This is a genomic window from Clostridioides sp. ZZV14-6009, from assembly GCF_020658095.1.
Lineage (GTDB): Bacteria > Bacillota > Clostridia > Peptostreptococcales > Peptostreptococcaceae > Clostridioides.
Genome location: NZ_JAGWDG010000004.1, coordinates 66,714 through 92,740 on the forward strand (window position 1 = coordinate 66,714; position 26,027 = coordinate 92,740).

Annotated in this window: 24 protein-coding genes, 2 pseudogenes, 3 riboswitches and 1 other annotated feature; of the genes and pseudogenes, 18 read left to right on the forward strand and 8 right to left on the reverse strand. The window is 25.5% G+C overall.

All coding sequences use genetic code 11. The features are described from left to right. The first annotated feature begins 218 nt into the window (after window positions 1-218). Together KGF36_RS07595 and KGF36_RS07600 are read left to right on the forward strand one after the other, a co-directional pair. A complete protein-coding gene (locus KGF36_RS07595) occupies window positions 219-920 on the forward strand; it encodes an AzlC family ABC transporter permease (RefSeq protein WP_227854656.1) in 702 nt (233 codons plus the stop codon). Further along, on the forward strand, window positions 913-1,239 hold the full coding sequence (locus KGF36_RS07600) for an AzlD domain-containing protein (RefSeq protein WP_227854657.1): 327 nt from the start codon (window positions 913-915) through the stop codon (window positions 1,237-1,239). Before KGF36_RS07595 ends, KGF36_RS07600 begins: the two co-directional genes overlap by 8 nt. Before the next feature lie 308 nt (window positions 1,240-1,547). Here the strand turns inward: KGF36_RS07600 and KGF36_RS07605 are convergent, their stop codons facing one another. From KGF36_RS07605 to KGF36_RS07615, 3 genes are all read right to left on the reverse strand, one after another. Further along, window positions 1,548-2,372 carry a hypothetical protein gene (locus KGF36_RS07605; RefSeq protein ID WP_227854658.1) on the reverse strand — a complete coding sequence of 275 codons (825 nt, stop codon included), beginning with the start codon at window positions 2,370-2,372 and terminating at the stop codon, window positions 1,548-1,550. Between the two features lie 279 nt (window positions 2,373-2,651). Continuing rightward, complete coding sequence (locus KGF36_RS07610; RefSeq protein WP_227827986.1) at window positions 2,652-3,419, reverse strand: ABC transporter ATP-binding protein; 768 nt, start codon at window positions 3,417-3,419, stop codon at window positions 2,652-2,654. 10 nt (window positions 3,420-3,429) lie between these two features. Then, complete coding sequence (locus KGF36_RS07615; protein ID WP_227854659.1) at window positions 3,430-5,763, reverse strand: FtsX-like permease family protein; 2,334 nt, start codon at window positions 5,761-5,763, stop codon at window positions 3,430-3,432. A 496-nt stretch (window positions 5,764-6,259) separates the two neighbouring features. Beyond that, window positions 6,260-6,353, forward strand: a riboswitch (cyclic di-GMP riboswitch). An 85-nt stretch (window positions 6,354-6,438) separates the two neighbouring features. On the opposite strand from KGF36_RS07615, the gene KGF36_RS07620 reads away from it, so the two are divergent. Further along, window positions 6,439-6,921 carry an SH3 domain-containing protein gene (locus tag KGF36_RS07620; protein WP_227827988.1) on the forward strand — a complete coding sequence of 161 codons (483 nt, stop codon included), beginning with the start codon at window positions 6,439-6,441 and terminating at the stop codon, window positions 6,919-6,921. Window positions 6,922-7,166: 245 nt separating this feature from the next. Here the strand turns inward: KGF36_RS07620 and KGF36_RS07625 are convergent, their stop codons facing one another. Then, window positions 7,167-7,697, reverse strand: coding sequence for a PadR family transcriptional regulator (locus tag KGF36_RS07625; RefSeq protein WP_227827989.1), 531 nt, complete (start codon window positions 7,695-7,697; stop codon window positions 7,167-7,169). Window positions 7,698-8,070: 373 nt separating this feature from the next. On the opposite strand from KGF36_RS07625, the gene KGF36_RS07630 reads away from it, so the two are divergent. From KGF36_RS07630 to miaB, 4 genes are all read left to right on the forward strand, one after another. Beyond that, a complete protein-coding gene (locus tag KGF36_RS07630) occupies window positions 8,071-8,565 on the forward strand; it encodes an AAA family ATPase (protein ID WP_227827990.1) in 495 nt (164 codons plus the stop codon). A gap of 320 nt (window positions 8,566-8,885) precedes the next feature. Then, on the forward strand, window positions 8,886-9,284 hold the full coding sequence (locus KGF36_RS07635; RefSeq protein WP_227827991.1) for a hypothetical protein: 399 nt from the start codon (window positions 8,886-8,888) through the stop codon (window positions 9,282-9,284). 282 nt (window positions 9,285-9,566) lie between these two features. Further along, window positions 9,567-9,831 (forward strand) — a binding site (T-box leader). A gap of 150 nt (window positions 9,832-9,981) precedes the next feature. Then, complete coding sequence (locus KGF36_RS07640; protein ID WP_227827992.1) at window positions 9,982-10,533, forward strand: tryptophan transporter; 552 nt, start codon at window positions 9,982-9,984, stop codon at window positions 10,531-10,533. 352 nt (window positions 10,534-10,885) lie between these two features. Then, window positions 10,886-12,322, forward strand: a complete 1,437-nt coding sequence (gene miaB / locus KGF36_RS07645) for a tRNA (N6-isopentenyl adenosine(37)-C2)-methylthiotransferase MiaB (protein WP_227827993.1) — start codon at window positions 10,886-10,888, stop codon at window positions 12,320-12,322. A gap of 387 nt (window positions 12,323-12,709) precedes the next feature. On the opposite strand, the gene KGF36_RS07650 is transcribed toward miaB, so the two are convergent. The 3 genes and pseudogenes from KGF36_RS07650 to KGF36_RS20345 form a co-directional block, all read right to left on the reverse strand. Beyond that, window positions 12,710-13,048, reverse strand: coding sequence for a DUF3784 domain-containing protein (locus KGF36_RS07650; RefSeq protein WP_227827994.1), 339 nt, complete (start codon window positions 13,046-13,048; stop codon window positions 12,710-12,712). Between the two features lie 300 nt (window positions 13,049-13,348). Further along, window positions 13,349-13,960, reverse strand: a complete 612-nt coding sequence (locus KGF36_RS07655; protein ID WP_227841444.1) for an NUDIX hydrolase — start codon at window positions 13,958-13,960, stop codon at window positions 13,349-13,351. 421 nt (window positions 13,961-14,381) lie between these two features. Continuing rightward, window positions 14,382-14,949, reverse strand: a pseudogene (locus KGF36_RS20345) (aspartate/glutamate racemase family protein). 177 nt (window positions 14,950-15,126) lie between these two features. Between KGF36_RS20345 and KGF36_RS07665 the strand changes: the two are divergent. From KGF36_RS07665 to KGF36_RS07690, 6 genes and pseudogenes are all read left to right on the forward strand, one after another. After that, window positions 15,127-15,978, forward strand: coding sequence for a M56 family metallopeptidase (locus KGF36_RS07665; RefSeq protein ID WP_227827996.1), 852 nt, complete (start codon window positions 15,127-15,129; stop codon window positions 15,976-15,978). Beyond that, window positions 15,945-16,121, forward strand: a complete 177-nt coding sequence (locus tag KGF36_RS07670) for a hypothetical protein (RefSeq protein ID WP_227827997.1) — start codon at window positions 15,945-15,947, stop codon at window positions 16,119-16,121. Before KGF36_RS07665 ends, KGF36_RS07670 begins: the two co-directional genes overlap by 34 nt. 105 nt (window positions 16,122-16,226) lie before the next feature. After that, window positions 16,227-16,325, forward strand: a pseudogene (locus KGF36_RS07675) (XRE family transcriptional regulator); the annotation flags it as partial. A 197-nt stretch (window positions 16,326-16,522) separates the two neighbouring features. Beyond that, window positions 16,523-16,831 (forward strand): hypothetical protein, encoded by a 309-nt coding sequence (locus KGF36_RS07680; RefSeq protein ID WP_227827998.1) that lies wholly within the window; start codon window positions 16,523-16,525, stop codon window positions 16,829-16,831. Between the two features lie 108 nt (window positions 16,832-16,939). Next, window positions 16,940-18,424: a metallophosphoesterase gene (locus tag KGF36_RS07685; protein WP_227827999.1), complete on the forward strand. Its 1,485-nt coding sequence runs from the start codon at window positions 16,940-16,942 to the stop codon at window positions 18,422-18,424. A gap of 151 nt (window positions 18,425-18,575) precedes the next feature. Then, window positions 18,576-18,722, forward strand: a complete 147-nt coding sequence (locus KGF36_RS07690; RefSeq protein WP_227828000.1) for a hypothetical protein — start codon at window positions 18,576-18,578, stop codon at window positions 18,720-18,722. 494 nt (window positions 18,723-19,216) lie between these two features. Here KGF36_RS07690 and KGF36_RS07695 read toward each other — a convergent pair whose 3' ends face one another. Then, entirely contained in the window at window positions 19,217-19,393 is a 177-nt protein-coding gene (locus tag KGF36_RS07695; protein WP_227828001.1) for a hypothetical protein, read from the reverse strand. 53 nt (window positions 19,394-19,446) lie between these two features. After that, window positions 19,447-19,536, reverse strand: a riboswitch (cyclic di-GMP riboswitch). A 469-nt stretch (window positions 19,537-20,005) separates the two neighbouring features. Then, window positions 20,006-20,105: riboswitch (TPP riboswitch) on the forward strand. A gap of 130 nt (window positions 20,106-20,235) precedes the next feature. On the opposite strand from KGF36_RS07695, the gene KGF36_RS07700 reads away from it, so the two are divergent. The 5 genes from KGF36_RS07700 (at window position 20,236) to mutS (ending at window position 26,021) form a co-directional block, all read left to right on the forward strand. Continuing rightward, on the forward strand, window positions 20,236-20,526 hold the full coding sequence (locus KGF36_RS07700; protein ID WP_227828002.1) for an MTH1187 family thiamine-binding protein: 291 nt from the start codon (window positions 20,236-20,238) through the stop codon (window positions 20,524-20,526). Beyond that, a complete protein-coding gene (locus tag KGF36_RS07705) occupies window positions 20,501-21,271 on the forward strand; it encodes an ABC transporter permease (RefSeq protein ID WP_227828003.1) in 771 nt (256 codons plus the stop codon). Before KGF36_RS07700 ends, KGF36_RS07705 begins: the two co-directional genes overlap by 26 nt. Before the next feature lie 21 nt (window positions 21,272-21,292). Continuing rightward, window positions 21,293-22,312 (forward strand): ABC transporter substrate-binding protein, encoded by a 1,020-nt coding sequence (locus KGF36_RS07710; RefSeq protein ID WP_227828004.1) that lies wholly within the window; start codon window positions 21,293-21,295, stop codon window positions 22,310-22,312. Further along, a complete protein-coding gene (locus tag KGF36_RS07715; protein WP_227828005.1) occupies window positions 22,281-23,015 on the forward strand; it encodes an ABC transporter ATP-binding protein in 735 nt (244 codons plus the stop codon). Before KGF36_RS07710 ends, KGF36_RS07715 begins: the two co-directional genes overlap by 32 nt. A gap of 162 nt (window positions 23,016-23,177) precedes the next feature. Continuing rightward, complete coding sequence (mutS, locus tag KGF36_RS07720; protein WP_227828006.1) at window positions 23,178-26,021, forward strand: DNA mismatch repair protein MutS; 2,844 nt, start codon at window positions 23,178-23,180, stop codon at window positions 26,019-26,021. Window positions 26,022-26,027: the final 6 nt, after the last annotated feature.

The window sequence follows — 26,027 nt, forward strand, 5'->3', positions numbered from 1 at the left end:
AGATAATAGATTTATAAGAATTGACATATATCATTGCCTTATAACAAAAAGTAATTATAGATTAATAGTATTTCAAAACTAATTTATTTTTATTTATTATAGTAAAGCTTATATAGTTAATTCAAATTTATTTTTAAGTATAATTGCAATTATATGATTAATCTATTTTATATTTTAATAATACTCAATATATTAAAAGTTAAAAGGAGTGATTTATCATGGAAAGAACTCAACAACTAAGAGAAAGTTTTATTGCCTCTATACCCATATTTTTGGGCTATATACCAATAGGTATAGTAGGAGGAATACTACTGCAGAAATCTGGTCTTTCACCTTTTCAAATAGCATTGATGGTAACTTTGGTATTTGGAGGAAGCTCTCAATTTATTGCAGCTTCAATGATTTCAGCTGGTGCAAGTATAACATCCATTGTATTAACCACATTTATTGTTAATTTGAGACATTTCTTAATGAGTTCCAATTTAAATATGTATATAAAAAATAAAAGTCCAAAGTTTATATTGCCATTTTGCCATACCATAACTGACGAAACTTTTGCAGTTAATTATGAAAAATTTACTACTGGAAATTGGACTGACAGAAATGCAATCTATCTCAATTTTTTTTGCCTAGTTTCATCAGTCTTAGCTAACTTTATTGGGGCATTTTTAGGAGAAACAATATCTGTAGATAGTTCTATTTCTGGATTTATACTGACTTCTATGTTTATAGCATTAATAGTTTCTCAAATAAAAAACAAAATTTATGTTTTAGTATTTATATCATCAATTATTATTTCAATTATTTTATATGTATTGTTTAAGAGTAATTTAGTAATTATAGTCGCATCAATTTTAGCATCTTTAATTGGGTTCTTTGCAGAAGAGGTGTATTATAAAAAGGAGGAATCTTATGAATAATAGTAATTACATATTTTTTATTATAATAGGAATGTACATTGTTACATATCTTCCAAGAGTTCTTCCAATGTTAATCTTTTCGAAAAAGGATATGCCTGAGTCTTTGAAAAAAATAATGAAATTTATACCTGTAGCAATACTTACTTCTTTAACAGCGAAAGATGTATTTTTTAATGGAGATAATTTATATTTATCTGTAGTAAATCCTAAAATTATATCTTTTCAAATTGTACTTCTTGTTGCATATAAATTTAAATCTATTGGGATTTCTATTGTTACGGGTGTTATATCTATATATTTATTTGGATTTATTATGTAATATTTAACTACTGTTATATACAAATTTAAAAATTATAAATATTTATAAATACATATTGCTTTAGATTTTATTATCTAACATAATTATATATTTTTAGTATTATCTTGTTATGTATTTTAAATTTAATTGATTAATGTTTTACGTACAAATATAAAGAACTTATTGCTCATATATTAACTTTCATATAGTAATAAGTTCTTTTTTATAATTTAAGTTTGTAATTAATTTATAAGTATTTTAATTTAATAGAGAATATTATATAAATACATAATAAATAGAAATTAGTTTATTTTGTATAAATTAAATAGTTACTCTAAATCATTTTTTATTGTATTTAAGTTATATTTTGCATCATCATTATTTTGATTAATGTCTAATGACTTATTTAAAATTTTTTTTGCATCATCATATTTTTTATTACACATTAATATAACTCCTTTTAAATTGTATGCATCACTTGCTTTCTTTTTGTAGTTAGAACTTTTTTTATCTAAATATTTTAAACAGTTATTAATTGGAAGTAGAGCCTTATCATAGTCATCTAAATACATATAGTTAGATGCCTCTATATAGTAAAGATCTGAATTGCTAGGATCAGCCGCAGTTGCTTTTTTTAGCAATATAGCAATTTCCTTAAAAGATGCTTCTGAAAATTCTTCAAGTTTTAGATATACAAAATCAAGGTATCTAGAACTAAGGTTACTTTTAAAATTTTCATGCCACAATAACTTATATCGATTTTTTTCAACTACAAAGTACCTATCAATTTTTAAAGATTTCTTTTTTCTGGAAAGCATATCTTTTATATCATAAGTTTCTTCTAGTTTAATAAGATTCTTATATTCTTTTTTATCATATTTATACTTTTCTATATTTTCTTCTTTTCCTAATTTATAGCCAATTACTTTTCTGGTCTCGATTAATACATCTTGATACTCTTTAAACCTTTCAAGACTAACTTTTTTCTTGGTGTCTTTGCTTAGTAAATCATATGCTGTTTCATAATCTCCAGAATTTACTCTATCAGTATACTTTTTTGCTACTTCACTAGCACTTTCTCTTGGAGAACATCCTGTTATTGATATTACAATTAATAATATTAATACTAAGGTTACTTTTTTAATAATGTTCATAATATAATCCTCTATAATTAAATATTTATTAATTTTATTTTATCATCAAACATTAGATAAGTCATCAGCTTTAATATATATGTGAAGTAGATAGTTTAATAAAATATTGCATATCTTAATTTAGATATATAAAAAATTTCTTATAAATAATTAAGGCTTTAAAAAGTTGTACTTATATTACTTTATAGATTCCCTAATAATAGATTTACTTATTTCTTTACTCATAATTTATTTTGATTTATACTACTAGTAATATCTGTTTTATTCGTACTAATATTTCTAAAAACCTAATTCTAATAACCAGTTTGTAAGTTTGTTTTCTCTTTCTTTTAAATTGTTATTATATTCATTAAATTTTCCTAATATAATTTCTCCTATGATTACACCATCGGACATAAATACTACTCGTTCTGTTTTTGCTGCAACTTTGGCATCATGAGTCACAAGCATAATGGTCGTACCAGAGTGGTTGATATCTAAAAGAATATCCATCACTTCATTTGTTACTTTAGAATTAAGTGCACCTGTTGGTTCATCTCCAAATAAGATTTCTGGAGTATTAATTAAAGCACGGCATATAGCTGCTCTTTGAAGTTGACCACCAGAAACCTGAGTAATATCTTTATCTTTGATTTCTGAGATATTTGTCTTCTCCATAAGTATTTTTGCTCGCTCATTAATTATTTGGCGGCTTTCTTCCTTTCTCAAGTAGGCAGAAAGGACTATATTGTCAAAGATATTTAAATTTTTTAGTAAATTGCTTTGTTGAAAGATAAATCCCATTTTTTTTAATCGTATCTTCGATAATTCTTCCTCAGACATATTAGAAATCATTTCTCCGCAGAATGTAATGTTTCCAGATGTGAGTTTATCCATACCACTTAAGTTATAAAGTAGAGTTGTTTTTCCTGAGCCAGAAGCTCCCATAACAGATACAAACTCTCCATGTTGAATGGTTAAATCAATTCCTTTTAAAACTTGATGTATATTCTCTTTGCTGATGACATATTCTTTACTAATTTTTTTAGCTTCTATAATATTATTCATAATATACCTCTTATTCTATGATAGACATAATTTTTATTTTTTTGATTGTCATACTGATTGTTGTGATAGCAATAGATACAGTTATAATTAAAGTTATTGGACAAATTATATATACAATTATTGGATTTGTTATAAATTGTAAATTGGATATACCAGAAAGAAGTAGCCCTGCTATTTTTTGACCAATTGTATTTGATGCAATAGTTCCTAAAATAATTCCAGTTGTAAGGACTAATAATGCTCTTGCAATATATTGAGTTCGTATATTTTTAGTAGAGAAGCCTAAACTAAGCATAATTGCAATTTGTGATGTATCTTTAGCAATCAACATTTTAAAAAACATTGCTGTAATAAATCCAGAAATCGAAATAGATAGAATAACAGCTAGCTTTATAACAAGTCTTAATTGGCTAATAACAGAGCCTAATGTCTGACTTACATAATCGTCCATATTTGTAACTTTTGCGGGATAACAATTCATTCTATACTGATTTAATTTATCTGTTAAATTAACTCCAGGTTTCATATTTAAATTTATGACATGCCATAAAATTGTATCTTCTTTGTAAGGTAGCATCGCTTTAGCAGTCTTACCACCATATGTAACATCTTGATAAATTCCACTAACAGTAAGGATTAGCTCATTATCTTTTTCTGAAAAAATAGATAAATTATCTCCAACACTTTTCCCTAATTCATCAGCATTTATAACAGATAGAGCAATCTCATTTTCATTTGTTGGTGCAGAACCCTTTACATATTCAAGTGGAAAAGTTGAAAAATCTCCATTTTCTATTTTCATATTTTCTATCGTCCCATCCTGGTTCATTACCTTATAAGAACTCGTTATAAAGGAAGCATACTTTTCAACATCATTGTCACTTTCAATAACCTTCAATATAGAATTAAGATGGTTTTGAGTTTCATTTGTATGTTGTAAATCAATGCGAATATCACTTTGACCAGCTCCCATATAAGTAATAAATTCTGGAGACTGAATAGTATTTAGAAAATTAAGTGGTACAATCATAAGGAAGATGCAGACAGCATAAACAAAGCAGAGTAAGCTATAAATGGTAAATCTTCCAGTTACTTCATTTAATCCTAAAAAGAAATTAACATTTGTTATTTTACTTTTGTATAGTTTTATATTATATCTGTTTCGTTTAGTGGTCATTGAAGTACCTGTTTTTAATGCTTCTACTGCTGATATTTTATTAAATCTTTTGAGTATTAGATTACAAAAGAATATAACTGCTATAAATACAATAACTGCACCAATTAATGGAATAAAAATAGCAAAAGCACTTTTTTCTACTTTGCCCATATAAAGATTGATATTTTCTGTAAAAAAAGTTCCAATAAATAATGAGGTTATATAACCAAAAAAACTTGCTGAAGATGCAATCAATATATATTTTGCCAGATACAACTTTCGGATATTACCACTTTGGATACCAATTGCTTTCATAACACCAATTTCACGATAATCTTCCTCAATAGTTGCAATTAGTGTGAATCGTAAGCATAAAGTAGCAATTATAATAAGTAGAACACTAATTAAGATAATAATTGCAACTACAATTCCATCAGATAATGCATTTAGCACTTGATAAAGAGAATAAGTTATTGATGTTCCTGTTTGTGGAAGATTAGTTGATTGATATAACGTTTCAAATTCACTAATTTTATTTATATCATTTAATAGAAACTCAATCAGGTACTCACTTTCACCCAAGTTAGCATGTAAAGTATTCCAATCATCATTACTGATTAAGAAACGCTTTGAAGTAACAAGGGAAGGGTTCATTTGTACATCACGTACAAAGTCTTTTATTGTAAATTTCATGAAGAAATCACCATTGACTATTTGTATCTTATCTCCAACATTTAAATTATTTTGTTTCATGTAATAGACAGGAACCCCTATTTCTCCATTTTCTACTTGAAATATCTCATTATCCATGTCTAATAAAAAATCGAACTTACTATTTTGCCTCACAAAACTATTTTCTAAAACACTGTCAGACTGGCTTTTTTTATCATTTCCTAGAAAAATATTCCTTCCATTGATATTTAAGAGTTCAACAGTTTGTTGTTCTTTTACAGACGGAGTTGAAGCTGTAAATTCATTGATTGATTTTTGGTTTAATTCTCCAGAATACATTTGAACATAGTGAGGTGCACGAGATTGTCTAAACAGGGAAGCCATAGAACTAGTAAGTTCCATAATAATATTTGTAGCACTAGATATTAACATAGCTGCCAGTAAAATAAATATGAATAATGCGGCTGTTACTACTTTATTTCTTGTTAAATCTTTTTGTAATATTCTTTTTAACATATTTCATCCTCGTTTCTTAAAAATTTCTAAAAATTAAAAATAGCATAAGTATAGCAATGTAAATAACTGAAGTAAGTAAACTGAGTTGAATATAAAAAAGCTCAAGTAAGTGTATAATAAGTTATTTTTTATTAATGCTGCATATTGATAAGAGATAACAATAGTTACCACTATTTTCATCAAAATTTCTATTAAGTAGTCTTTATATACTTTCATAATCATACAAATATATAGACATGTTATAATTATATTTGGAAAACAGACTGACCGTCGGTTTATAATAATGATACAGTGTTATACTTCTTTTGTCAAGTAAGCTTTAAAAAAATTATATGTTAGGTAAATCACTATTTTATAGATGACTTATAGAGAATAATAATTTATTTAGTAATATAAAGATATTTTTTATTTATTATTAATTAAAAATTGAATTTATATTTAATTAATATAAAATTTGAGGGAATATTATTTTTTAAATATTTAATTTGTGTTATTATTCAGATATAGGCAATATTAGATAAATCTAATGACGCAAAGCTATAGGGACTAAAATCTTTATATAATAAAGGTCATGTCAGCCAGTTGCCAAAAAGATAATAATTATTTTTGTTAAATTTATTTTTTAAGAGTTAGGTATTTTTAATAACTTAAAATTTGGCAAGAGGAGGGCTTGAAATGATATCTGAATTAATGTTAAAAAACTTTGATGAATCTAACCTCAATTTTAAGACTAAGATTAAATTGAATTTAAGAGAGAAACCAGATATAAACAGTATGAAATTAAAAAGCATACCAGAAGGAAAAATGGTTAAGTTAAATTGTGTAGATGGAAAATGGGCAGAAGTTGAAAGTAATTATGACAAAGGTTGGTTACTCTATAAATATTTAGAGAAATTGAGCAACACTAAAAGTAATAATATTCTAGAAAGCAGAAAAAGAAATTACATAGGAAATATAAAAACTAATGGTTTAAATCTAGAATTAAGAAATGACAGAACAACAGATTCAAAAATAATAACTACAATTCCTGATGGTTTTAAAGTTGAAGTCTGTTATAGTGTTGGAAAATGGTCAAGAATTAATATCCACAAAAATGGGAAAAGATATTCCGGATATGTATATAGTCAGTATGTAGAAGAATATTCGACTTTGGCATAATCATATATAATAAGCTTTATAAAAAAAGAATACTATAAATGCAAGTTGTCATAAGGCTATATGAAAATATATTGAGAAATAGCTCTTATACAATAACTAAAGGCAATAAATAAAAATGAATATAATATAGATTGGCACTTCATATGAGGTGCCCTTTCTATATCTATGAAAGAAGAGTAAATGAAATAAATACAAAACAGTAGACTATGAATTATATGTGGAAAGACATTATTTACAGTTTTTGTTTAACCTTTATAAACAGCTAATAATCTTTTTGTCCCAGAAATCTCTGCTAATACTATATCAATCATACGTTTTACATTAGCAACATGAAATTCACTAACTTCCTTTTTCCAATCATCATCATCTTTTTGCTTAATTCCTGTTAGATATTGATTTAAAATTTCTAATCGTTTTTCTAAAAGATTTTTTCTTTCTTCTTTTCCTAGGCATTCAATAAAGAATGCTGTAATAGAAAAAATATTAGTGTCATAATCGAATTTCAAAATAGAATTTCTCAAAGTATCATGAAATTCTATACTTCCTTTTTCTGTGATTGTGTAAACTGTTTTGTCTGGCATATTACCATCCTTTTTAACAGTACCTAAAATCAATTCTCTTTTTTCTAAAGTCTTAATTGTAGTATATACGGTTGAGTCTGCGATATTAAACCAGTACTTTACATTCATGTATTCTAACACTTTTATAATTTCATAGGCATTAAGAGGTTTTTCATTTATTAGGCCTAAAAGCATTGTTGCTGGTTTTGATAACATTACAATTCACTCTCCTTTTTGATATTTATTATTATATAACTATATATATATTAGTTCTATATTAAACTACTATTATCTAGCAGTATTATTGTATCATGGAATTTTGATAAAAAAAAGCATGAATATGGATTATGCTACAAATTAATAAATGTATAAAGTTTAATTTAATTATTTCAAGAATTTAAGTGATAAAAAATGATTTATAAGTTTAATTTTCTACTTAAGCCATTTAGGAATGAATATAAGATAACTAAAGACAACAAAGCAATTGTATATGGTGTGAATAATATGATAGATGTTAAAGTATGATTTTTATATGTTGATGTGATAAAATATGACTAACAAATAAATTGAACTTTGAAAGGTGAAATGAATGAAAAATATTTATATTATTGGTGGTACAATGGGAGTAGGCAAAACAACAGTATGCCAGTCTCTAAAATTAATCTTGAAAAATAGTGTTTTTCTTGATGGTGATTGGTGTTGGGATATGCATCCATTTCAAATTACTGGTGAAACGAAAAAAATGGTTCTTTCAAATATTTGTTCATTGTTGAATAACTTTATAAAATGTAGTGCTTTTGAGAATATTATTTTCTGTTGGGTAATGCATGAACAAAGTATTATTGATACTATTATATCTTGTCTAGATATATCGGATTATAGAATAATAAAGATTTCTTTAATTTGTGATGAAACTGTACTGAGAAAAAGGTTGAAGAGAGATGTAGATGAAGGTTTGCGTTTTACTGATGTAATAGAAAGAAGTGTCAACTATTTACCATTGTATGAAAGATTAGCAACAACTAAAATTAATGTTTCTAATAAGTCTGTCAAAGAGATTGTCGAAGAGATATCTGAATTGTAAAATTTTAGTTTTAACTCCAATGTTAATGATAGTATAGTATTGTTGAACATTCCTCTGTTGATTGAGAAGTGTAAAAAAGGAATTTATTACTTACTTTTATTTGTGCAAGTCCTACTGTTCTAGTTGGATGAAGAATAAGGGTGAAAAAACATATAAAAAATATAGTCAAATTTTAATATTTTTCTAATATTATTAGAAGTATTTTTAATAAAAAAATATATCTAATATAAAATAAATTAGAAATTTGAAAAAATTTGTAGTTTTTGAGTGAGTATATATTATAATAAAATAGATATAAATTTTTTATGAGGGGAAAAGAAATGAAAAAAAAGAAAAAATTGATTAGGGTAATCATATGTTTTTTACTGTTAATCAGTATTGTAAATCCACTTCAAGTAGAAGCTGAAATTATTAACGATTTTAGTACATCTGTTTACTCAACACAAACGAACTATACATCTAGTAATGCTAAGTTTAGGACTATTAAATCTAGAAAAAGACATAGAAGTAGTAGGTCAAATAAAAGTAAAATAAAACTAAAAAAACGAAGTACAAGTAATAGAAGGTATAGAAGTGGAATTAGAAATAAACATAGTAACAGAAATATAAAAAGACACAGTATAATATCAAAGTTGATATTGTTAGTAATAGTGATATTTATCATTATAGCTATAGTAATAGTAATATTCATTAAAAGAAATAAGAAAAGATTTTATTAAAATATAAAAATAGAATTAGTAGAGTTTTATTAAGAATAATTCAAAAATTACATAAAAGAGCTAGATAAATGATAGGAAAATGAATTAAATTATTGAAAATAAAATTTAAAAAGTTGGAATTAGGTATAAAATTTTAAGAAAGAAATTAGTATTGATTTTTATTAGTATTATTTTTTAGAAAATAGTTTTAGAAGAAGTATATTTAAAAAATTATAAAAATATATTGACATTTTTTAGGAAAAGTAATATCATTATTTTAATGGTAAAACAATATATAATAAATTAAATCCTATGACAAGGAAGAGTAGTTAAATTTAGGTTCAATATAGAGAGCTAAGGATGGTGGAATCTTGGCAAGAAAAAATTTGATGAATGGGCCTTAGAGGAGTAAATCAAAATCATATTTTTGAGAGTAGACTTTATCGTCAGTCGCACGTTATAGCGAATAGGGTATGTAAGTACCTGATAATGAGATATATATAAATTGAGTTTTATATTAAATTTTTATATAATTTAGGTGGCAACGCGGATAATCTCCGTCCTATTAATTTAGGACGGAGTTTTTTTATTTTACGAAAAATTCGATATGTAGAAGGTGGTGAAATAGATGTTATGAATTTCTAAAGCTAAAGAGGATGATTTAGAAGACTGGCAAAAAAATAAATTAAAAATTAAAAAATTAGGAGGAAATACAGAAATGAAAACAAATACAAAAAAACTAACTTTAAATGCAATACTTTTAGCAATAGGATTACTAATACATCAAATTACACCTGCTATAGGATTACCAATGAAACCAGATATACCACTAACAATGTTATTTGTAATATTAGTTTTAAATAGAGATGACTATAAAACTTGCTTAATAGCAGGAATAGTAACAGGTATATTTACAGCGCTTACATCAAGTTTCCCAGGAGGTCAAGTTCCTAATATAATAGATAAAACCCTTACAGCAAATATAGTATTTTTATTAATATATGTTAGCTATAGAATGCCTTTTATAAAAAACTTATCCAAAAAAACACAGGATACTATAGTAGTTTCAATTATAATGCCAATAGGAACACTTGTGAGTGGAGCAATCTTTTTGTTAGCTGCTCAAGCTATAGTTGGTCTTCCAGGAGCTTCTTTTGCAGCTTTATTCTTAACAATAGTATTACCAACTGTTTTAATAAATTTAGTTGCAGGAATATTTTTATTCAAGATTGTTAATTTATCAATAAGAAGGGTTAGTTACCAAAGTTAAAATTTGATTAGATATATGATTTATAATATTTTATTTAAAATCTATTTGATATGATAAAAAGTTTATTTTATAAAGACATTATAATTATTTCATTTTCTTAAATAAGATTAATTTAATATACTTGTATAGTATAAACTGAGTACATTATTAGATATCAATAGAAATATATTTTGTAGAATTGTAAATGGATTGATTTAAAATCTATTTTTATATAAAAGTAAAGTATAATCAAGGACAGCATTGAGCTGTCTTTTATTATACTTAAAACTTTAATAATACCTTTAAAAGATTTTTCTTATTTGATATAATTAAGGTTATGTGTAATATAAGAAATTAACTAGGAGGAATAGACGTGAGTAAAAGAAAACAAGTAACAATACCTATAGAGAAAATACAAGAACAAGATAAATATATAGAACAAATACACAGACAAAATGAAGAGTACTTCAACAGAACAGGAAAGAGAAAACTCGTGTTTACTCAAACCTTTGGATGTCAAATGAATGAACATGATTCAGAAAAACTTTGTTCAATGTTAGAAGAAATGGGATACCAAATGTCAATGATAGTTGAAGAAAGTGATCTAATAATATATAACACATGTGCAGTAAGAGAAAATGCAGAGCTAAAAGTGTATGGAAATTTAGGTCAGTTAAAGCATCTAAAAGGAAAAAATCCAAACATGAAAATAGCTGTGTGTGGATGTATGATGCAACAACCACATGTTGTAGAAGAACTAAGAAAAAAATACAAACATGTAGACCTTGTATTTGGAACACATAATCTATATAAATTTCCACAATTACTTACAGAATCAATAAATTCTGACAAGATGTTAGTAGATGTATGGGATGTAGATGGAGAAGTAATAGAAGGTCTTAGAAGTAATAGAAAATTTGAATTAAAAGCATTTGTAAATATAATGTATGGATGCAATAATTTCTGTACCTATTGTATAGTTCCATATACAAGAGGAAGAGAAAGAAGTAGAATACCTGAAGATATAATTAACGAGATAAAAGAGCTTGTTTCAAATGGAACAAAAGAAATAACTTTGCTTGGACAAAATGTAGACTCGTATGGAAAAACACTTGAAAATCCAGTTGCATTCTCAGAACTTTTAAGAAAAGTTAATGATATAGAGGGAATTGAAAGAGTTAGATTTATGACATCTCATCCTAAAGACATATCTGATGAGGTGATATATGCAATTAGAGATTGTGACAAGGTGTGTGAATTTTTACATTTACCAATACAATGTGGAAGTAGTAGTCTTCTAAAAAAAATGAATCGACATTATACAAAGGAATATTATCTAGAAATAATAGAAAAGGCTAAAAAAGAAGTTCCAGATATTGCTTTTTCAACAGACTTAATGATAGGTTTTCCAGGAGAAACAGAAGAAGATTTAGAAGATACTCTAGATGTGGTTGAAAAAGTTAGATATGATTCAGCATTTACATTTATTTATTCTAAGAGACAGGGAACTCCTGCTGCTAAAATGGAAAATCAGATACCAGAAGAAATAAAACATGAAAGATTTAATAGAGTATTAGAAGCAGTAAATAGAATCTCAGCAGAGATAAATGATGAATATAAAAATAGAGTAGTTGAAGTTTTGGTCGAAGGAAGAAGCAAAAATAATGAAAATAAATTTGCTGGTAGAACTAGACAAAATAAACTTGTAAATTTTGAAGGTGGAAGTGATGATTTAATTGGAAAATTAGTTATGGTTAAAATCACTGAACCTAGAACATTTTCATTGAATGGTGTACTAGTAAATGATTAATACTGTATAAAATAATAAAATTATGTAAACCAATTGAAATAGATGTACTATAAAACAAAATATATTAAATTTTTTAATTTTAAGAACATATCATATATATTATGCTAATTTCAGTTTCTATTATAAATAAAAATAAATTTGATATAGGATGTAAATTAATTGTACATCTATTTTTTATTCTATTTTATCAAAGCTTACCTAACTATATTTAGTATTTCTTTATATATACTAAAATATTATATAATAGACTATGGGCATGCAGGAAAGGCAACTATACCATTATAAGTTTATATATGTTATTTTTTATAGAGCTTTTTAAATGCTAAAATATCTAATAGACATAAAAAAGCAGTCAATCTTTCACAATTAACTGCTACTTACTAATTTTTATTTTTTACATTTCTTATTAGAGTAATAGATGTTGAAAAGCACACTAGCAAGTATAACTATTATAAATATTACAGCAAATGGAAGCATTTTTTTTTCATCCATTTGTCCACTCTCTACTCTATATCCCAAAAATGACATGATAAATAACATTATAGATACAATAAAAGTAACAATACTAGAACTTCTACATAGTTTTTTTACATCATATCGAGCTTTTTCTTTATCACTCATAGTATTATAACCTGCTAATAACATACTTGCTTTTCCATTAAATAACAATATACTTAAAATGAAAGAGGCAATTGCAATTATAACTGTGAATCCTACTGCAAACATTATAAGCACCTCCATATACTCTGATTTATCAGTTTACTTGTTTATTAATATTTTACCATAAACATACATTAAAATCATTTATTTCATATCTTAATCTTATTAGATATATTATCATACTATAATTTATTTATAGTGTGATATTAATAAATAGTGCTTAGCTTGAAATTGTATCAAAAATTGTGTAATAATAATTGAACAATAATCAAGTATAAAATATAATTTCATATCTTTTTTAGAATTTTAAATTTAGAAAATTTTAAAAACTTCGTATATAAAAATTTGAGTATTTGAATACAAGTATTATTCTGATAAGAAATTTAAAAAATTTTCTAATATCTTTGCTGTTATTCCCCAAATTACATAATCTTTATATTTATAAAATAGAACAGGATAACTTCCACTTTCAAATTTATAATCTTTTTGATTTGGAATTGAACCATATGGAAGATTTTCATCAGGAAAAACTTTGACTGTATTATTATAGGTATTTGGAGGATTTTCTAAAAGATATTTTATAGGTACCAAAAAAGTATGGTCAACTTCACCCTTATTTATATTTAAATTATTGATGTTCTTTATATATCCTAAATAGGGATGTATTATAAATTTTACAGGCGTTATAAGTAAGTCAAGACTTGCTATAACTTCTATATTGTCATTAAAAGTTCCAAGTTCCTCACATGTCTCTCTAATAACGGCTTCATAAGGAGTTTCGTTAGACTCTATTTTTCCACCTGGAAAAGAAATTTCATTGGGTTGATGCTTTAAATTTTTTGAGCGAACTTCAAATAATATATGATGTATGTTATTTATTTCTACTATTGGAATTAATACAGATGCTCTTTTCATATTTTCATAACCGTTTATATATGGTTTGTAATCTTTAAATTTATTTTTAATATTGTTTATCATTTTTTCCTCCTAAAATAATATTATTAAAAAATATAGAATTAAATTCCGACAATAACAATATATATATAATTATATTTATCTAATTCAATATATAGTAATATCTATATTATTATATAATAAATCAATAAATATATATTAACAAGTATTAACAAATACTAAAGTATTTAATTTTAGCAATGTTTAAACTAAGTTATTATAAAATAGTTTTTTGACATTCAATTGAAAAATATATTTTTACTTTAACTGACATTCATTTTTTTATTTTTACAATCTCATTTAAGGTGAATTTTACTTTAGAATCATCATCAAAAATAAAAAATTCAGTATTCATAAAAAAGTAAAGTGGTAAGATAATCTTACCACTTTACTTTTTTATGAATACTTTATCTAAAATATTTATGAATTAAAAATAGAGTGAATTCTATTTTTCTAATTCTAAATATTTCCTAATAACTGACTCTGCTAAACATTTTGACGAATCAATAATATTAATTGATGGTTGTATCTTTTCTAAGACAACATTTAAATCAGTGCAAGCAATTACTATATTTCCAATAGATTCAAATTTTACACTTTCTAGAAGTTCATTCAAAATATTGATATTTTGTGGATTATTCTTATCTGCTTTTATATTTTGGATAAGAGCATTTATCTTTTTTTGCCATTCATCTTTAAATATAAATTTATGACCAGCATCTGTTATCCCTTTTTGATAAATTTTAGATTCAAATGTTGAACTTGTTGAAAGTAGAGTTACTTTTTGTGGAGTAGAAGGTAAATCTTTAACAGTTTCTTCTACAATTTAATAATGGAATACTTATTGATTCTTTCAATTCTTTAAAATATATATGAGCTGAGTTGCATGGCATCGCAATAAAGTTTGCCCCAACGGATTCAAGTTTTTTTAGACCCTTAATGATAGTTTTTTTCATAAGTTCATGATTTATTGGGCGGTCAATATAAAATGGAGTAGGTAAGGAATATATCATAATTTCAGGAAACTCTTCATCGTACTTCACTCCATATTGAGACTGACATTCATCAATAATTAAATCAACAAATGGTTCTTTGTATTAAAAGAGCCATAGTTCTGTTCATATTTTTAGAGTGTTGTTTGTTTTTCAAATATTCCGCAATTCACTCTAGAATAAGGGTGGTGAAAATTTATGCTTTCGATTCTAAACGATTTTCTTAGGACAGTTTTAGTAAGTAGTTTATTTACGGTTCTATTATTAGTTTTTAGAATGACTATTTTTAAAATTTTTAGTAGAAGATTTAACTACTATATATGGTTTATTGTTATTATTAAGCTATTGTTACCATTTACATATTATACTTTTGCATTTAATGAATTTAAATATCAAGAGAATATTAATAAGGTAAATCTAGAAGGTTTTAACAATCTTTCTACTTTGTGTACTATGATTTTAGTTTCTGTTTGGGCTACTATTACAATATTTTATTTGATTTCTACTTTATGGAAATATATTAAACTTAAAAATCTGATAGATGATTTGTCTTATGAGGTTGATGACAAATACATAAACAATCTTTATAGTAATTTATTAAAAGAACTTAATATAAACAAAAATATACAAATTAAATATTCTCATGAAGTTGAAACACCCTCATTTTTTAATTCATGTATTCTTTTACCACCATATGATTATACACTAAAAGAACTGGAATGGATATTTAGACATGAGCTGATGCATTTTAAGAGTAAAGACCTTTGTATTAAATATCTAGTATTATTTTTAAAAATAGTATATTGGTTTAATCCTTTTATGTACATTATGGATAAGATTATAGATTTAGATTGTGAACTTTATTGTGATGAAAGAGTTTTAAAAAATCGTAGTATAGAAGATAAAAAAGAGTATGCTTTGACTGTTATAAATGCAATGAAAAAAGATTTAAATTCTTCAAATAAATTTGTAGCCAGATTACATAAGAAATCAGATATAAAAAAAGAGTATCTAATATGTTTAATGAAAAAAATAGAACAGGTATTTTAATGGCAATAATTTTATGTTTATTCTCATTGATTACATATTTTAAATTTGATTCAATTGCATCAAATCCAGTTAAACATTCTTTAGAGGCTCCAATGCCAGTAAATACAGGGAAAGAAAAATCTTTTACTATAACTGTAGATTAAAAAGTTTTCAACTAATATATAAATTAATTTAATAATTTATTATAATACACTTTTTGAAAGGTTATAATGTTATAGAATACTAATAATGAAGGAGAAGTACATAGGATGAAAGAACTTGATTTCAAAGCAATAGGTCAAAGAGTAAAAATTGCAAGGATAAAGAAAAGACTAACTCAAGAAGTTGTTACAGAAAATGTAAAAATTGTTTCAATCACGCTTAGATAATGTATATTAAATAAATATTTTATTTAAAAAGCTTCTATAAGTTTAATTATTTTGGAGCTTTTTTATTGTATCAAAACAAATTTCAAATATGTCTTTAGAGATTAGTTGGATTATAACCTTTTCATTATAAAATTCACTAATATCTTTGGTACAATAGAATAAAAAGGAGACTTATTATGAAAAATTGTTTAGAGTGCAGTTATACTTTTACTATTATAGATAGATTTAAAAATATATTTACAGGAAAACTTAGATGTAAAAAATGTAATACCACATATAGAGTGAAAAGAAGTATTTATCGTTTTATATACTATTTAGTTATATATCTTTCAAGTATATTTGTTGCGCCAATTTTTACAAATTATAAAGGAATACCTTTAGGTTTTTTATCTAGATTATTAATACTTATTTTGATACTTAATTTTTTTATAATAGCATATGATTTAATTCCTCATAAATTTCAAAAATATACTAAGATAAAGTAATAAGTTTCTAGGGAACTAATAAGTCTTTTAATTGTAAGATATTTTTAATAAATTTGAAATAAATAACTGCTATACTTTATGTATATTTAGTTTTATAGGGGGGATAAAATGAATTTTAAAAATAAAGGCAAAGTATTAAGTTTATGTTTAATCTCAATTTCAATGATATTTACAGGGTGTACTAATCTTAAGGAGGAGAAAACCACTAAAATCAATATATTAGCAACTACAGACTTACATGGAGAAGTTACATATAACATAGCTGAAAAAATAAACGAAGAAAGAAAAAAAGACTCTAATATAACATTAGTAGATGCAGGAGATTTTTATGATTCAGATGGTTTAGGGGCAATGAATCAATATCTTAGTGAGGCTCGAGATGCTTACGAAAAAGATGAAGTAATTAAAAAAGAAGTACCTATAGTTAGACAAATGAGTGAAGTTAAATATGATGCAGTAGTACTTGGTAATCATGAGTTTGTTTCTAGTTCTAAAAAAAATTTAGATAAAATAATAAATGAATTTAATAGTGAAAATATAGAAGTTTTATCTGCAAATACATATAATAGTAACAGTTCAAGTTATGTTAAACCTTACACAATAAAGACAATTGAAACAAAAGATGGTGAAGTTAAGCTTGGTATACTTGGTCTTACAATCAAGGAAGTCGGAGAAGGATGGGATTTTGATGAAAACGGAAATAAAATTAAGGCTAAGTCCAGAGATTTAAAAGATATGGTTACATACCAGGATTTATATATGAATGATATAATAGAAGATGCTAAAAAATGGGTGAAGGAAATAAAAGAAAAAGAAAATCCAGATATACTATTAGCCGTAGTACATAGTGGAGAAAAACCTAAAAAGCCTAAAAATCCAGGTAATAGAATACAAGAACTAGCTAAAGAAGTTGCTGGAATTGATGCGATAGTAGCGGGCCATACTCATAAGGAAATTGAACAACATGATTATACAAATAATAAAGGTGAAAATGTAATAGTTACACAACCAGGCAGCCATAACTCTTGTATATCAAAAATAACATTTGAATTAGAAAAAGATGATAATACTTGGAAAGTACAAGATAAATATTCAAAGTTAACTAAGCTAGAAGAAGATAAAAGTTTAGAAAATTTTGGTGATTTGATAATAAATTTACATGAGTTAAATGATAAAAAGAGCGAAGTGAATTTGTCATCATTAAGTAAATTCAAATGGGACAGAGCTTATTTATTTAGCAATGATACTAGTGTTGAAAAGATGTACTATATAGTTGGCTATAAATGGAAAAATCTTATAGATATAGAAAATGATAATAGAATTAAGATGGTATTTATGAAAGATGAAAAAGTTTCCTCATATGCTTGTTTTAATGGAAAAGACTTTGGTATAGACTTAAAAGTAGATAAATCTAAGTATCAAGATGGTGTACTAGAGATACTACCTAAAAAGAATGATAAATTTGAAATAAAGAAAAATAGTGAAGGATATGATATTCAGTTAGTGTATAAAGAACAACCAGCAGTTAAATTTAGTTTTTATTGTATTTTAAATGAAAGTAATGCCCTTAAAATCCAAATAAATGGATTTTAAGGGCATTTTTACTAGATATCTTTAAATAAGTCTTTAGATGCTAGTATTCCTTGTGAGTGTATACAAAAACATCTACTTTAGTGTACGATTTGATTAATACAGGTTATTTTAATATAATATAGATAAATAGGAATTTGAAGGAGTAAAAGATATGAAAAATGAAAGTATAAGTTATTTGGGATTAGGATTATGCTTTGGTGTTATTTTAGGTTCAGTATTTAAAAATTTATCTATTGGCTTATCCCTTGGGTTACTTATTGGAGTAGTATTAGATAGTAAGAAAAACAAAAATAAATAAAATTTCTATAGTAGAGTATATCTAAAAGTAAGAATTTGTATTGTGATATTAAATTAGGCTACAATCTATCTAAAACTATTTAAATTAGTATCCAAGCTGTACAAGAAATAAAAAATACATTTTTATATAATTTATCTGTATTAAAACAATAAGTCTTAAAATTTAGTTTATGGATTATACTTAGAAAAAAAGCCTTTAGAATCCAAATAAATACATTCTAAGGGTTTTTATTAGATATTTTTAAATAAAAATAAGTTTTTAGAAACTAGTTCAAATTTATCTTTTAAAAACGATTGAACCTTCAATTAAATGTATATGAACTAATTTCCAAAACTTCTCTACATAATTGATTGAGAAGTTCTTCTAGTGTTTCTGCTTTACCTTTACTTGCTAATTTTTTATTAATGCCATCTTCTTTTTAATCAATTTTCTATTAACAATACATTTAAAATGTAGATAAAACTAAAAAGGGTTTTCTAGAAAATAAAATCCATTTAATTATACTTACTTACCAATACCATTACTTGATGTAAACAAGATTCCACAACATTTTCACCATACTCTAGTATAAAATCGTTTAACTGCGTATCTATAAAATTACAGTAATCATATGAACTGCATATATAGGCAGTTAGTATATGTGTACATCTATCTACTTTATTCATAAACATATATTATTTATCCCCCTAAAAAACTTTCATAAAAAACAAAAAGAAAATATCTTTTTGGCAACTGGCTGACATAACTTATTTTATAAGTGTTAGTCCCTATAGCTTTGCGTCACTAAATTTCTCTAGTTTTGCCTATTTAGTTTTATTCTACGATTATAATATTACAGGAAAACGTTTTGTTTTTCAATATATAAACTAAAAAAATTAAATATAAAAGTTATTTTGTCCTTTAAAAATAAAACATACAAGTAAATTATGTAATAAAGCTTATTGTGTAAAAGGAACTGTAAATTTATATTATTAATTTATTTGAATTATATTGATGAAGTAACACAAACTTAATCAACAAGAAGTGGTCAATATATTAAAAAGAGTATAGATAATCAATATATGTGTATAAAAATCTATTATATCAAAAATAATAGTATCGACAGAATAAAGTTATAGTAAGTAAAAGAGGGTTACTGAAATTTTAAAAAATTAGTGAGGATAAAGATAATAAATCATAAACTATTATATAGTTTTGTAAATTTTAATACAGATAAAATATATAATATAAATAAAAAATTTGTTAAAATATAATAAGTGTAGTATAATCAAGTAGAAAAGATATAATATATTTCGGGGAGCTAATATGCTGAGAGGAGATTTTATCTCGACCCTTTGAACCTGTTTGGATAATGCCAGTGTAGGGAGACCAGTAAAGATAAAAATAAGTCTTATCCTATTTTGGATAAGACTTTTATTTTATTTAAATATACTATGTTTTTATCTATTAAATATTTTAATAAAAAACAAAATATACCTAGTAGGTATTAATTATTTTAAAAGGAGTGATTTAAATGGTAATTGCAGACATAGCAGTAATGCCACTAAGACCTTACAAAGGTGAAGAAGAAATGTATAAAGTAGTAGATGCTTGTATAGCAGAAATTGAAAACAGCGGTCTTAAATGTGAAATAGGAGCAATGAGTACTACTGTTGAAGGTGATTTTGATGAAGTTTTTGAACTCCTAAAAAAAGTGCATAAAATCCCTTTTAATCTTGGATGTGAAAGAGTTATAACAGTAGCTAGAGTAGATGAAAAAGCTGGGGGTTTAACTATAGATGAGAAACTTAGAAATCATAGATAAAGTCAAAAATAGTATATATCCAATAGCAACATTTTTGTTTATACTTATTTTTTGGCAATCTGTGGTAGAAGTTTTAAAGGTTCCTCAATATATACTACCTACACCAATAGATATAATTAATGTATTTTTTAAAGATTATCAAAATTTATCCATGCATGCCATGGTTACTATAGGGGAAGCAATATTTGGATTTATAGTTGCAATAATAATATCTTTAATAATTGGAATATTAATGGATTTTGTATTGATAATAAAAAAATGTCTTTATCCTATTATGTTAGTGACTCAAATGATACCTACAATAATAATAGCTCCACTTTTTATGATTTGGTTTGGCTTTGGGACAATGCCAAAAATATTGATGGTAACGCTTACTTGTTTTTTTCCTATATTAATAAGTTTTGTAGATGGTATTGAGAATATTGATAAAGATTATTTAAATTTGTTTAAGACTATGAATTCAAATAAGATTAATACTTTTATTCATCTTAAATTTCCTATGTCAATGGATAAATTTTTTTCTGGACTTAAAATATCGGCTACTTATGCTGTAATGGCAGCAACTGTTGCAGAGTGGTTAGGTGGAACTAAAGGTCTTGGTGTTTATATGCTAAGGTCAAAAAGTGCATATGCACTTGATAAAGTATTTGCATCTACTATATTAGTAGTTATATTTAGTTTAATATTTGTAGGAATTGTACAAGCTATAAAAAAAGTTGTTATAAAACATAGATTAGAAGATTAAATGTATTTGAGGGAGGATATTATGAATTTCAAAAAATTAGGAATATTAGGTTTAGTAAGTGCTCTTATATTAGCAACAATAACTGGATGTTCTTCTGGAAATAATAGTGATAAAGACAAAAAAAATAGTAAAGATACTTCTTCTAAAAAAGTGACTTTTGTACTTGATTGGACACCAAATACGAATCATACTGGATTATTTGTGGCACTTGATAAAGGTTACTATAAAGAAGAAGGCTTGGATGTTGAAATAGTACAACCACCTGAAAGTGGAGCTGAGACTTTAGTAGCAACAGGAAAAGCTGACTTTGGTATAAGTTATCAAGAGCAAGTCACTTATGCAAAAACTAGTGAAGACCCACTTCCAATAAAAGCTGTGGCGACTGTTATACAACACAATACTTCTGGATTTGCATCTCCAAAAGAAAAAAATATAACTACAGCAAAAGATTTTGAAGGAAAAACTTATGGAGGCTGGGGTTCTCCATCAGAAGAAGCTGTTTTCAAAGCAGTTATGAATAAAAATGGAGCTGACTTTAATAAATTAAAAATAGTTAATACTGGTCAAGATGATTTCTTTGCAGCTATGAAAACTGTAGATTTTGCATGGATATTTGAAGGTTGGGATGTAGTTAAAGCTAATTTAATTGATTATGATTTAAACTTTATACCAGTAAAAGACTTAGATGAAAGATTAGACTATTATACACCACTTATAATTTCTAATGATACTGTGCTTAAAGACAACCCAGAACTTGCTAAGAAATTCTTAAAAGCTACAACAAAAGGTTATGAATATGCAATAAAAAACCCTGAAGATGCTGCAAAAATTTTAGTAAAGCATGCTCCTGAAGTAGATGAAAAATTAGCAATAAAGAGTCAAGAATACTTAGCAAGTAAATATAAAGATGATGCACCAAGATGGGGCGAAATGAAAGATAGTGTATGGAATAACTATACATCATTCTTAAAAGAATATAAATTAATAGATAAGGATATGAAGGCAAGTGATGCTTACACAAATGAATTCTTACCACAATAAAAAAGCAAAAATATCTATAGAAAATGTATCAAAGACATATAAAGATGTAGATGTTTTAAAAGATATAAGTATTGATGTTTATGAAGGCGAATTTGTTTCTATATTGGGGCCAAGCGGATGTGGAAAAAGTACTATCTTTAACATCATAACTCAATTGACAGACTACAATAGTGGTATGGTAAACATAAATGGTAATTATAGTTACATGTATCAAAAAGATTTACTTTTACCATATAAAACTATAATAGATAATGTATCTCTTCCACTGGTACTAAAAAAAGAAAAAAAGGGCAAAGCTAGGTCTATGGTAAAACACTATTTTGAGGTTTTTGGTTTGGAAGGATATGAGTATAAATATCCAGCAGAACTTTCCGGAGGTATGAGACAAAGAGCTAATTTTTTGAGGACTTTTATAAATTCTAATGACATAATGCTTTTAGATGAACCTTTTGGTGCACTCGATTCATTAACTAAAACATCTATGCAAAAATGGCTTTTAGATGTTAAGAAAAAAGTAAATTCAACGATACTTCTTATAACTCATGATATTGATGAAGCTATAATGTTATCAAATAGAATCTATGTTATCTCAAAAAAACCATCAATAGTAAAAAAAGAATTTATCATAGATAATAGAAATATAAATGAAGATAATCTTGAAAATGTTATTAAACTGAAAAAAGAGATAATATCTTTATTATAAAATTCTATACGTTTTTACTTAGTGATTATTAAACCTAACAATCCAAAGTGCAATTAGCATTTTGGATTGTTTTTTAGTTATACGTCAAAATTTTATATATTATGTTAATAATAATCATCTACTATGATATAATATTTAATTAGAAAAGAAGGAGGTTTAATAATGCAAATAGATATGAATAAATTAACTCCTATGATGAAACAGTATCTTGAAGTAAAAAATAGGTATAAAGATTGTATACTGTTTTTTAGATTGGGAGATTTTTATGAAATGTTTTTTGAAGATGCATTAGTAGCTTCAAAAGCTCTTGAAATAGCATTAACAGGGAAAGCCTGTGGTTTAGAAGAACGTGCTCCTATGTGTGGAGTGCCATTTCACTCAGCCAATTCATATATATCGAAGTTAGTAGAAAATGGATATAAAGTAGCAATAGGTGAGCAAATGGAAGACCCATCTACTGCAAAAGGAATTGTTAGGAGAGAGGTCATAAGGGTTATTACTCCTGGAACAGTTCTAGATGGAAATCTACTTGAAAATAAAAAAAATAATTATTTATTATCTTTATACAAAGATGATGCCAATATAGGTTTAACTTATGTAGATATAAGTACAGGAGAAACTAATGCAACTTATCTAAATGAAGATAAAGTAATAGAAGAAATTGCAAAAATTCATCCTACAGAAATAATTGTAAATGATTTGAATTTTATAGAAAAACTTAGAGATATAGCTACTGTAAGCAACATATACATAAATGAAAGTTTTAGTGACAACTATTTAGATATAAATATATTAAAAGAATATTTTCCAGATGTTTATCTACAAAAATTAAAGTTTGATGATAAGGGTCTTATAAAATCGAGTTTATCAATTCTTCTAAATTATATATATAACACTCAAAAGCAGATAACATCCAATATTAACAATATAAATATATACAATTCATCAGAGTACATGGTATTAGATATGTTTACTAGAACTAATTTAGAACTTACTCAGACTATAAGAGGAAACAAAAAGAAAGGTTCACTATTACATGTTTTAGATAAAACATCTACTGCAATGGGAGGAAGGCTTCTAAGAAAATATGTAGAAGAGCCTCTGATAAATAAATCTAAAATTGAAAATAGATTAAATGTAATAGAAGAAATAAAAGATGATTTTATACTAAGAGAAGACTTAAACGATATACTTAAAAATATATATGATATAGAAAGAATATGTGGGAAAATAGCATTTGAAAGAGTAACACCAAAAGAATTAGTTCACTTAAAAAATTCAGTAGAAAAATTACCAAATCTAAAAGACACAATAGACTTATCAAATGCGAATAGATTAAAAGAGTATGTATCAAAAATGGACAAGTTGGATGATATATACAGTTTAATAGATGAAGCCATTTTGGAAGAACCTACAATAACTATAAAAGATGGGAATATAATTAAATCTGATTTTAGTGATGAACTTAAAGAATTGAGAGATATTTCTAAAAATGGTGCTTTTCTTGTAAAAGAAATAGAAAATAGAGAAAGAGAAAAAACAGGAGTTAAATCATTAAAAATAGGATTTAATAAAGTATTTGGATATTATATAGAAATAACAAAGGCCAACTTTAAACAAGCAAAACTAGATGAGACATATATAAGAAAGCAGACACTTAGTAATGCAGAGAGATATATAACTCCAGAGTTAAAAGAAATAGAAGAAAAGATACTACATGCTGAAGAGAAAATTAAATCTCTAGAATATGAGATATTTGTAAGTATAAGAGATACTATATATAAAAATATAGACAGAATACAAAAAGTAGCTAAGATTATAGCTAATATAGACGTTTTCGTATCTTTGGCAACCGTTGCTCACATGAACAACTATATAAAACCACAGATAAACGAAAATAATAAACTTGATATAAGAAATGGTAGACATCCAGTTGTTGAAAATATAGTAGGTGAAGAAAATTTCGTTCCAAATGATACATATTTAAATCGTGGAGAAAACATCATTAACATAATAACTGGTCCTAATATGTCTGGTAAATCAACATATATGAGACAAACTGCTATAATAGCACTTATGGCACATATAGGTTCTTTTGTTCCAGCAGAATATGCTAATGTACCAATATTAGATAGAATATTTACAAGAGTAGGGGCTAGTGATGATTTATCTCAAGGTCAATCTACTTTTATGGTAGAGATGAATGAGGTCTCTCTTATATTAAAAAATGCTACCGAAAGAAGTTTAGTTATTTTAGATGAAATAGGACGTGGAACCAGTACTTATGATGGTATAAGTTTAGCATGGTCAATAGTAGAATATATTCAAAAGAATATTAGATGTAAGACACTATTTGCAACACATTATCATGAACTTACTGATTTAGAAGAAGAATTTAAAGAGGTTAAAAATTATTCAATAGCAGTTAAAGAAGATGGAGAGGGAATAATATTTTTAAGAAAAATAATTCCTCAAGGTGCAGATAAGAGTTATGGAATCTATGTTGCTAAATTAGCTAAATTGCCAGATGAAGTCATAGATAGAGCAAAATATATACTTAAGGATTTGGAAAAAAATCATGTTTATAACAGTGTCGCAATAAATGGAGATAAAGAAAAAACTACTGTGATTAATAATGATTTAGATGAAGAACTGCTTAAGGTAAATCAGAGCAATTTTAAAAATAAATACGAATCTCTAAAAATAGAACATGAGCTTATAGTAAAAGACTATAAACACATGAAAAAGGATTATGATAAACTAAATTCTAAGTTTAAAACATTAAACGATGAAGTTAGTTCAATGAAGAAAAAGGATAGTAAAGAAGAAATTAATAAAGAAGATTCTGTAAAGGAAGTTGCACTAACTCAAATATCTTTTGATAGTGTAAAGAGAGATGTATTGTCAGAAGAAATTTTAAACTTAGATATTTTAAATATGACTCCATTAGATGCTATAAATTCTCTTTACAGTCTTCAAAAAAAAGCAAAAGAAATAAAATCTTAGAGGTGT